The organism is Amycolatopsis sp. 3B14 (genome assembly GCF_050958625.1).
GTDB classification, from domain to species: Bacteria; Actinomycetota; Actinomycetes; order Mycobacteriales; family Pseudonocardiaceae; genus Amycolatopsis_E; species Amycolatopsis_E thermoflava.
Genome location: NZ_JBHZEN010000075.1, coordinates 1 through 7,665, shown reverse-complemented (window position 1 = coordinate 7,665; position 7,665 = coordinate 1). Strand labels below are relative to the sequence as shown.

General features: G+C 71.4%; 8 protein-coding genes and 1 pseudogene. All 9 read left to right on the top strand.

Features of this window, described 5'->3' with window-relative positions; genetic code table 11:
• Positions 1-154 (top strand): annotated as a pseudogene (locus tag ACCP09_RS35025) (alcohol dehydrogenase); the annotation flags it as partial.
• A gap of 74 nt (positions 155-228) precedes the next feature.
• Positions 229-1,830 (top strand): ABC transporter substrate-binding protein, encoded by a 1,602-nt coding sequence (locus ACCP09_RS35020; protein ID WP_400982214.1) that lies wholly within the window; start codon positions 229-231, stop codon positions 1,828-1,830.
• On the top strand, positions 1,803-2,831 hold the full coding sequence (locus tag ACCP09_RS35015; protein ID WP_433753100.1) for an ABC transporter permease: 1,029 nt from the start codon (positions 1,803-1,805) through the stop codon (positions 2,829-2,831). Before ACCP09_RS35020 ends, ACCP09_RS35015 begins: the two co-directional genes overlap by 28 nt.
• Positions 2,818-3,684 (top strand): ABC transporter permease, encoded by an 867-nt coding sequence (locus ACCP09_RS35010; protein ID WP_027929695.1) that lies wholly within the window; start codon positions 2,818-2,820, stop codon positions 3,682-3,684. The genes ACCP09_RS35015 and ACCP09_RS35010 overlap by 14 nt, the downstream gene beginning before the upstream one ends.
• The gene (locus ACCP09_RS35005) at positions 3,681-4,694 is read left to right on the top strand and encodes an ABC transporter ATP-binding protein (protein WP_027929696.1); all 1,014 of its coding nucleotides are present in this window, start codon (positions 3,681-3,683) and stop codon (positions 4,692-4,694) included. Before ACCP09_RS35010 ends, ACCP09_RS35005 begins: the two co-directional genes overlap by 4 nt.
• A gap of 61 nt (positions 4,695-4,755) precedes the next feature.
• A complete protein-coding gene (locus ACCP09_RS35000; protein ID WP_378334614.1) occupies positions 4,756-5,748 on the top strand; it encodes an ABC transporter ATP-binding protein in 993 nt (330 codons plus the stop codon).
• Positions 5,748-6,677 (top strand): SDR family NAD(P)-dependent oxidoreductase, encoded by a 930-nt coding sequence (locus tag ACCP09_RS34995; RefSeq protein WP_378334615.1) that lies wholly within the window; start codon positions 5,748-5,750, stop codon positions 6,675-6,677. The genes ACCP09_RS35000 and ACCP09_RS34995 overlap by 1 nt, the downstream gene beginning before the upstream one ends.
• A 22-nt stretch (positions 6,678-6,699) precedes the next feature.
• A complete protein-coding gene (locus tag ACCP09_RS34990; protein WP_378334616.1) occupies positions 6,700-7,194 on the top strand; it encodes an NUDIX domain-containing protein in 495 nt (164 codons plus the stop codon).
• A gap of 39 nt (positions 7,195-7,233) precedes the next feature.
• Positions 7,234-7,641: a VOC family protein gene (locus ACCP09_RS34985; protein WP_037322367.1), complete on the top strand. Its 408-nt coding sequence runs from the start codon at positions 7,234-7,236 to the stop codon at positions 7,639-7,641.
• Positions 7,642-7,665 lie beyond the last annotated feature (24 nt).

Sequence of the window (7,665 nt, the reverse complement as noted above, 5' to 3'; positions counted from 1 at the left end):
CGACGTGCCCCGGCTGCTGGGGCTGTACCGCTCGGGCGACCTGAAACTGGACGAGCTGATCACCCGGCGCTACACGCTCGACCAGGTCAACGACGGCTACCAGGACATGCTGGACGGCAAGAACATCCGCGGCGTCATCGTGCACGAGCACTGAGTCCACGAGCACTGGCGCGACACACCTCCCCACCCCCACCCGATGGCGGCTCCGCAACGAAGCGGGAGATCGACATGCGCACACCCATCCCACGTTTCCTCGCCGCCTTCGCGGCGCTGCTCCTCCTCGCCGCCTGTGGCGGCGGGGGCCAGGCCGGTCAGGGCGGCGCGGCCGCCGGGCCCCCGCAACGCGGCGGGAGCATCACCGTGCTGGAGCTGAACTCCTTCGCCGGCGCCTGGCCCAGCGGACTGGACCCGGCGACGAACACGACCGGCGGCGCGAACCTGTCCCAGATGAGCGCGATCTTCGGCGGCCTGTTCGCGTTGACCGCCGACGAGGACGGCGGCAACGCTCGCGTCGTCCCGGAACTGGCCAGCGGCTACGAGCTGGCCGACGGCGACCGCACCATCCGCATCACCATCCGCGACGGCGTGAAGTTCAGCGACGGCACGCCCTTCGACGCCGAGGCGGTCGCCTTCAACTTCCGCCGCAACATCACTTCGACCTGCACCTGCGCCCCGCGCTGGCCGCTGGCCGAGCAGAACGGCATCAGCGTGGAGGGCAATTCCGTCGTGCTGCGGTTCACCCGCCCGTACGGCGCGGTGATCAACTCGATGGTGGTGTCCAACGTGAACTGGATCGCCTCGCCCACCGCGCTGCAGCAGATGGGCCCGGAGCAGTTCAAGATCACCCCGGTCGGCGCGGGCCCGTTCAAGGTGGTGTCCAACCAGCTGTCCTCGGAGCTGAAGCTGACCCGCAACGAGAACTACTTCAAGCCCGGACTGCCCTACCTGGACAACCTGACGTTCAAGTCGGTCGGCGGCGACCAGCCCGCCTACCAGGCGATCCTGGCCGGGCAGGCGCAGGCCTACGAGGGCATGAACACCACCCCGCTGATCGAGCAGGCGCAGGCGAACAAGCAGCTGACCGTCACCATCCAGCCGCCCACGTCGCCGTACCTGATCCAGCTCAACACGAAGACCGCGCCGTTCGACAACCAGAAGGCGCGCGAGGCGGTCTACTACGCGACCAATGTGGACGCGATCCGCAAGGGACTGTTCAAGGACTGGTACCCGGCCGCGCAGACCTTCACCGGCCCGGGCGGGCTGTTCCACCACGACACCATCGACGGGTATCGCACCTACGACCCGGACAAGGCCCGCGCCCTGGTCGCCGAGCTGGGCGGGCTCACCGTCGACCTCGGCACGCTCAAGAGCTACGTCGCCGAGCAGGTGATGACCGCGCTGCAGAGCCAGTGGGAGGCCGTGGGCATCAAGACCACCATCCACTCCGACCAGCTCAACGCCCTGATCGGCAACTTCAACTCGAACAAGTGGCAGGCCATGCTGCAGACCGCCGGGGCGTGGGACCCCGCGGCCGGGGTCGGCGTCGGGTTCCGCTTCGCCGCCACCTCGCCGTTCAGCGGCGTCAGCGACCCGGCCCTGGACGACCTGCTCAACCAGGCCGCGGCCACCGTCGACCCGGCCACGCGGGAGACGCTGTACCTGCAGGCGGGCAAGCGGATCAGCGACAACGCCTACGCGCCCTACATCCTGGCTTTCGCCCCGGCCAACGTCACCGCGGCCGGCGTGCACGGGCCCGGGCTGACCACGAAGATCCCGCCGGTCCTGGTCAACACCGGGGTGCTGTGGGACCAGGTCTGGACGAGCCGGTGACGGCGATCGGCGCGCCGCGGCGGATGCCGGGGCCACTGGCCTCACCGGCGCTGCGGCTGGTGGCCCGGCGGCTGCTCACCGCGGTCCCCATCGTGCTCGGCGTCAGCGTCCTCACCTTCGCGGTGCTGAGCCTGATCCCGGGCGACACGGCGCAGCTGCTGCTGGGCCCGGAGGCCACGCCCGAGCAGATCGCCGCGCTCAACCAGCAGATGGGGCTGGACCGGCCCGCGGTGGTGCGCTACCTGGACTGGCTCGGCGGCGCGGTCACCGGCGACCTCGGGAACTCGCTGGTCAGCGGGCAGCCGGTGACCGACGAGCTCGGTTCCCGGCTGGCGGTCAGCGGCGAGCTGGTGGGGCTGGCGTTCGTGCTGTCACTGGGGCTGGCGATCCCGGTCGCCCTGATCGCGGCGCGCCGCCCCAACCGGCTCACCGACCGGGTCAGCATGCTGGTCAGCATCACCGGCCTGTCCCTGGCGAACTACGTGCTCGCGCTGCTGCTCGTGCTGGTGTTCGCGGTGCAGCTGGCGGTGTTCCCCGCCATCGGGTTCGTGCCGCTGGAGCAGGGGCTGGGCGCGAACCTGCACTCGCTGTTCCTGCCCGCGCTGGCGATCGCGTTCCCGCTGTTCTGCTTCTACACCCGGTTCCTGCGCGGCGACCTGGTGGACCAGCTGCACGGCGAGGACTACATCACCACGGCGCGGGCGAAGGGGATCGGGCCGTGGCAGGTGCTGCTGCGGCACGCCTTCCGCAACTCGGCGTTCGGGCTGATCACCGTGGTCGGGCTCAACCTGGGCACGATGATCGGCGCGACCGTGATCATCGAGCAGATCTTCGCCCTGCCCGGCATCGGGCAGATGCTGCTGTCGGCCATCAACAGCCGCGACTTCGTCGTGGTCCAGGCCTGCGTGGTGGTCTTCGCCGTGGTCGCGGTGGCCGCCAACCTGCTGACCGACCTGCTCTACGCCGTACTCGACCCGAGGATCCGCTATGGCGACGGTTGATCTGCCCACGGCGCTGCCCGCGGCGCGCCCGTCACGCGTGCGGGGCTGGCTGCGGCACGTCGAACTGGGCGTCCCGCTGGCCCTGCTGGCGCTGGTGTTCGGCGCGTGCTTCCTCTGGCCACTGGTCGCTTCCGTGCCCGAGCCGATCGGCGGGGACGTGCTGGAGTCGAACCTGCCCGCGTTCTCGCCGGGGCACCTGCTGGGCACCGACCCCAACGGCAACGACGTGTGGTCCCGGCTCCTGCACGGCGGGCAGTCGTCGCTGATCGTCGGTGTCGCGGTCAACGTGCTGGGCCTGCTGGCAGGCGGCACGCTCGGCGCGGTGAGCGCTTACCTGGGCGGCGCGGTGGACGCGGTGATCATGCGCGTGCTGGACGTGCTGATCGCGTTCCCGTCGCTGGTGCTGACCCTGGCGGTGGCGCAGAGCCTCGGGCCGAGCCAGGTGAACACCATCCTGGCGCTGGCGTTCTTCTCGGTGCCGGCGTTCGCGCGGATCTCCCGTGCGGCGACGCTGCGGTTGCGGGAGCAGCCGTTCATGGTCGCCGCGCACCTGTCCGGCACCCGGGTGTGGCGGATGCTGTTCCGGCACCTCGCGCCGAACATCGCGCCGCAGCTGGTGACGTTCTCGATGCTCGGCATGGGCATCGTCATCGTGATCGAAGGCGCGCTGAGCTTCCTCGGCCTCGGCATCCCGCCGCCCGCACCGAGCTGGGGCAACATGATCTCCCAGGGACAGGCGAGTCTGTCGGCGACGCCGATGCTCGTGGTCTGGCCGTCCCTGGCGCTCTTTGTGACCGTCCTGGCATTCAACCTGCTGGGCGAGACGCTACGGGGACGCTGGAGCGGCCGATGAGCATCGACGAACTGACCACGCCGGCGTCCGTGCGGACCGGGACGCTGCTGGAGGTCGAGGACCTGCACGTGACGTTCGCGGCCCGGGGACGCACGGTGCGGGCGGTCAACGGGTTGTCCTACCGGCTGGAGGCGGGCCGGACGCTGGCGATCATCGGCGAGTCCGGGTCGGGCAAGTCGGTCAGCTCGCGGGCCCTGATGGGCCTGCTGCCGCCCACGGCGCGGATCACCGGATCGGCGCGCTACCGCGGCGTCGAGCTGCTCGGCCTGCCGGAGCGGCGGATGCGGCGGCACCGGGGCGCGGACCTGGCGATGGTGTTCCAGGACCCGGCGCGGTCGCTGAACCCGACGATGCGGATCGGCGTGCAGATCACCGAGGCGGTGCGCGCGCACGGCGACCACGACCGGCGCGCGGCGCGGGACCGCGCGATGGACCTGCTGAAACTGGTGCGGTTGCCTGCCCCGGAGCGGCGGTTCCACGAGTACCCGCACCAGCTCTCCGGCGGCATGCGGCAGCGGGTGATGATCGCGATCGCGCTGGCGGCGGACCCGAAGCTGCTGATCGCCGACGAGGCCACCACGGCGCTGGACGTGACCACGCAGGCGCAGATCATGGAGCTGCTGCTGGAACTGCAGGAGCGGCTCGGCACGGCGATCATCCTGATCAGCCACGACCTCGGGCTCGCGGCGACCTACGCACACGACGTGATCGTGATGTACGCGGGTCGGGCGGTGGAGTACGCGGCGGCGCCGGCGCTGTTCTCGCGCGTGCGGATGCCGTACACGAAGGCGTTGCTGGGTGCGATCCCGCGGGTGGAGCGACCGCCGCACGCCGAGCTGCCGGTCACGCCCGGCCAGCCGCCGGACCTGACGAACCTGCCACCCGGGTGCCCGTTCGCGCCCCGCTGCGACCGCGCCGCGTCCGATTGCGTGGCCGAGGCGCCCCCGCTGACCGAACACGAGCCGGGACACGCGTGGGCGTGCTGGCACCCCTGCGAGGAGGACGCATGACACCGGTGACGGGGTGCACGGTGCGCGGGCGCGCCCGGTCCACTCTGGACGGAGCGGACCGATGACCACTGTCGAGGAGCCGCTGCTGGAGGCACGCAACCTGGTCCAGGAGTTCACCGTCCGGGGCCGGGGCGGCACGCGGGGCGGGGTGGTGCACGCGTTGTCCGACGTGTCGTTCGACATCCGCCCGCGCGAGACGCTCGGCGTGGTGGGGGAGACCGGCTCGGGCAAGTCGACCCTGGCCCGCTCGATCCTGCAGGCCCCGCGGCCCAAGGCGGGCTCGGTGCGGTTGCGCGGGGTGGACCTCGCGACCGTGACGGGCCGCCGGCTCGCGGACGCCCGCCGGCACGTGCAGATGGTGTTCCAGGACCCGTTCGGCTCCCTCAACCCGCGGTGGCGCGTCACCGACATCGTCGAGGAGCCGATGGTCGGCTACCGCACCGCGCCCGCCGCCGAGCGGCGCCGCCGGGCGCGGGACCTGCTGGACCTCGTCGGCCTGAACCCGGACACGTTCGGGCGGCGGCGTCCGCACGAGTTGTCCGGCGGGCAGTGCCAGCGGGTCGCGATCGCCCGCGCGCTGGCGCTCGACCCGGCGCTGATCGTGTGCGACGAGGCTGTGTCCTCTTTGGACGTGCTGATCCAGGCGCAGGTGCTGAACCTGTTCGAGCGGCTGCGGTCGGAGCTGGGACTGTCCTACCTGTTCATCTCGCACGACCTGGCGCTGGTCAAGCAGGTCAGCGACCGGGTCGGGGTGATGCACCTCGGGCAGCTGTGCGAGATCGGCCCGGCGGAGGAGATCTACCGCGCGCCCCGGCACCCGTACACGGTCGCGCTGCTGGAGTCCATCCCGCACGTGGACGCCGACGCGGCCGCGAACCGCCGTCCGGTCACCATCCGCGGCGAGCCGCCGTCGCCGATCTCACCGCCCAGCGGCTGCCGGTTCCGCACCCGCTGCCCGCGGGCGCGGGACAGGTGCGCGGTGGAAACGCCGCTGCTGCGCGAGCTCGCGCCCGGCCACCAGGCCGCCTGTCACTTCCCGGAGGAGGACGTCTGATGGAGATCTCGCTCGAGGGCAAAGTGGCGCTGGTGACCGGCGCCGGGCCGAACATCGGCAGCGGCATCGCGCTCGCGCTGGCCCGCTACGGCGCCAAGGTGGCCTGCAACGACCTGGACCCGGCGGCGGCGAAGGCCGCGGCCGACCGGATCGAGCGCAACGGCGGCACGGCGATGGCCGTCCCCGGCGACGTGACCGACCCCGAGCAGGTCCGCGAGTACCTCGCGACCGTCGTGGACGCCTGGGGGCACGTCGACATCCTGGTCAACAACGCGGCGCTGCTCGGCGGGCGCGGGGTGCTGGACGAGAGCCCGGCCTTCTTCCAGCGCGCGGTCAACGTGGCCGCGATGGGCAACTTCCTCAACACCCAGCTGGTCGGCAGGCACATGGCGGAGCGGGGGATCCGCGGCTCGATCGTGGCGATCTCGTCGTCCAACGGGTGGTCCGGCAGCGCCGGGGTGATCGCGTACGCGTTCCACAAGGGCGGGGTCAACAACTTCGTCCGGGCGGCGGCGATGGACCTCGCGCCGTACGGGATCCGGGTCAACAGTTTCACCCCGACCGCGCCGACCCCGGACAATCCGGCGCTGATCGCGGAGCAGGGGCCGGGCGGCGTGCTGGACAGGCCGCGCCGGGCCGGGATCGGCGGCGCGGACGGCGACGAGGAGTGGCGCCGCCCGTCGCGGTGGGCGGGGGAGCGGGTGCCGCTGGTGCCGATGGGCACGACCGGCACCCCGACCGACATCGGGCACGCGGTGGCGTGGCTGTGCTCGGACTACGCGCGCCTGATCACCGGCTGCGACCTGGTCGTCGACGGCGGCGCGAGGGCGAAGAATTTCGCCTACCACCCGGCGCCGGCGAGCGAGCTGGCCGGACCGGCGCCGCTGATCCCGCTCGACGTGACGGGCGAATTGGACCGGGAGGCGTGACCGGCCCCGCTATCCTCACCCGATGCGGGTGCGGCACGGGGTGCGGGCGGTCATGCTGGACGACGACGACCGGATCCTGTTGTGCCGCATGAGGATCGCCCCGCCGGGCACGGCCGTGTGGATCACGCCGGGCGGTGGCGTCGAGGACGGCGAGTCCCCGCTGGAAGCGCTGCGCAGGGAGCTGCTCGAAGAGACCGGCTTCGTGCTCGACGGCGGCCTGCCGCCGCACGTGTGGCGTCGCGAAGCGCCCGCGCCGCCGGAGCTCACCAGCCACGACGCGGTCGCCGACGACTTCTACCTCGTCCGCACGACGGCTTTCACGCCGCGCGGGACGTTCTCCGACGAGGCACTGGCTGCCGAGAACATCACCGGCTTCCGCTGGTGGGCGCTCGGCGAGATCGCCGGCTACCGCGGTCCGGACCTGTTCGCGCCCCGTGACCTCGCGACGCCGTTGCGGACGCTGATCGAGACCGGTGTGCCCGCGAAGCCGGTGCGGGTCGGTGGAAGCGCAAGATAGGAGAAGCGCGCGGCGGTGAAACGGTCATAGGGTACGGGGATGACGAATCAGATGATCTTCGTGAACCTGCCCGTCGCCGACCTGGACCGGGCCAAGAAGTTCTGGTCCGACCTGGGGTACGAGTTCAACGCGCAGTTCACCGACGAGAACGCGGCCTGCCTGGTGTTCAGCGACACGATCTACGCGATGCTGTTGAGACACGACTTCTTCACGACCTTCACCGACAAGCAGATCATCGACAGCGCCAAGTCCACCGAGGTGCTGCTGGCCCTGTCCGCCGAGAGCCGGGAGGCCGTGGACACCCTGGTGGACAAGGCGGTCGCCGCGGGCGGGCGGGAAACCCGCGACCCGATGGACCAGGGGTTCATGTACCAGCGCGTGTTCGAGGACCCGGACGGTCACAACTGGGAGATCATCTGGATGGACCCGTCCCAGGTCGACGGCTGAGGCCGTATAACGACCTATACGGCG

Coding starts and splice junctions, on each gene's coding strand:
- ACCP09_RS35020 (WP_400982214.1), top strand. CDS start 229: ATGCGCACACCCATCCCACGTTTCCTCGCCGCCTTCGCGGCGCTGCTC.
- ACCP09_RS35010 (WP_027929695.1), top strand. CDS start 2,818: ATGGCGACGGTTGATCTGCCCACGGCGCTGCCCGCGGCGCGCCCGTCA.
- ACCP09_RS34985 (WP_037322367.1), top strand. CDS start 7,234: ATGACGAATCAGATGATCTTCGTGAACCTGCCCGTCGCCGACCTGGAC.
- ACCP09_RS35000 (WP_378334614.1), top strand. CDS start 4,756: ATGACCACTGTCGAGGAGCCGCTGCTGGAGGCACGCAACCTGGTCCAG.
- ACCP09_RS34995 (WP_378334615.1), top strand. CDS start 5,748: ATGGAGATCTCGCTCGAGGGCAAAGTGGCGCTGGTGACCGGCGCCGGG.
- ACCP09_RS35005 (WP_027929696.1), top strand. CDS start 3,681: ATGAGCATCGACGAACTGACCACGCCGGCGTCCGTGCGGACCGGGACG.
- ACCP09_RS34990 (WP_378334616.1), top strand. CDS start 6,700: ATGCGGGTGCGGCACGGGGTGCGGGCGGTCATGCTGGACGACGACGAC.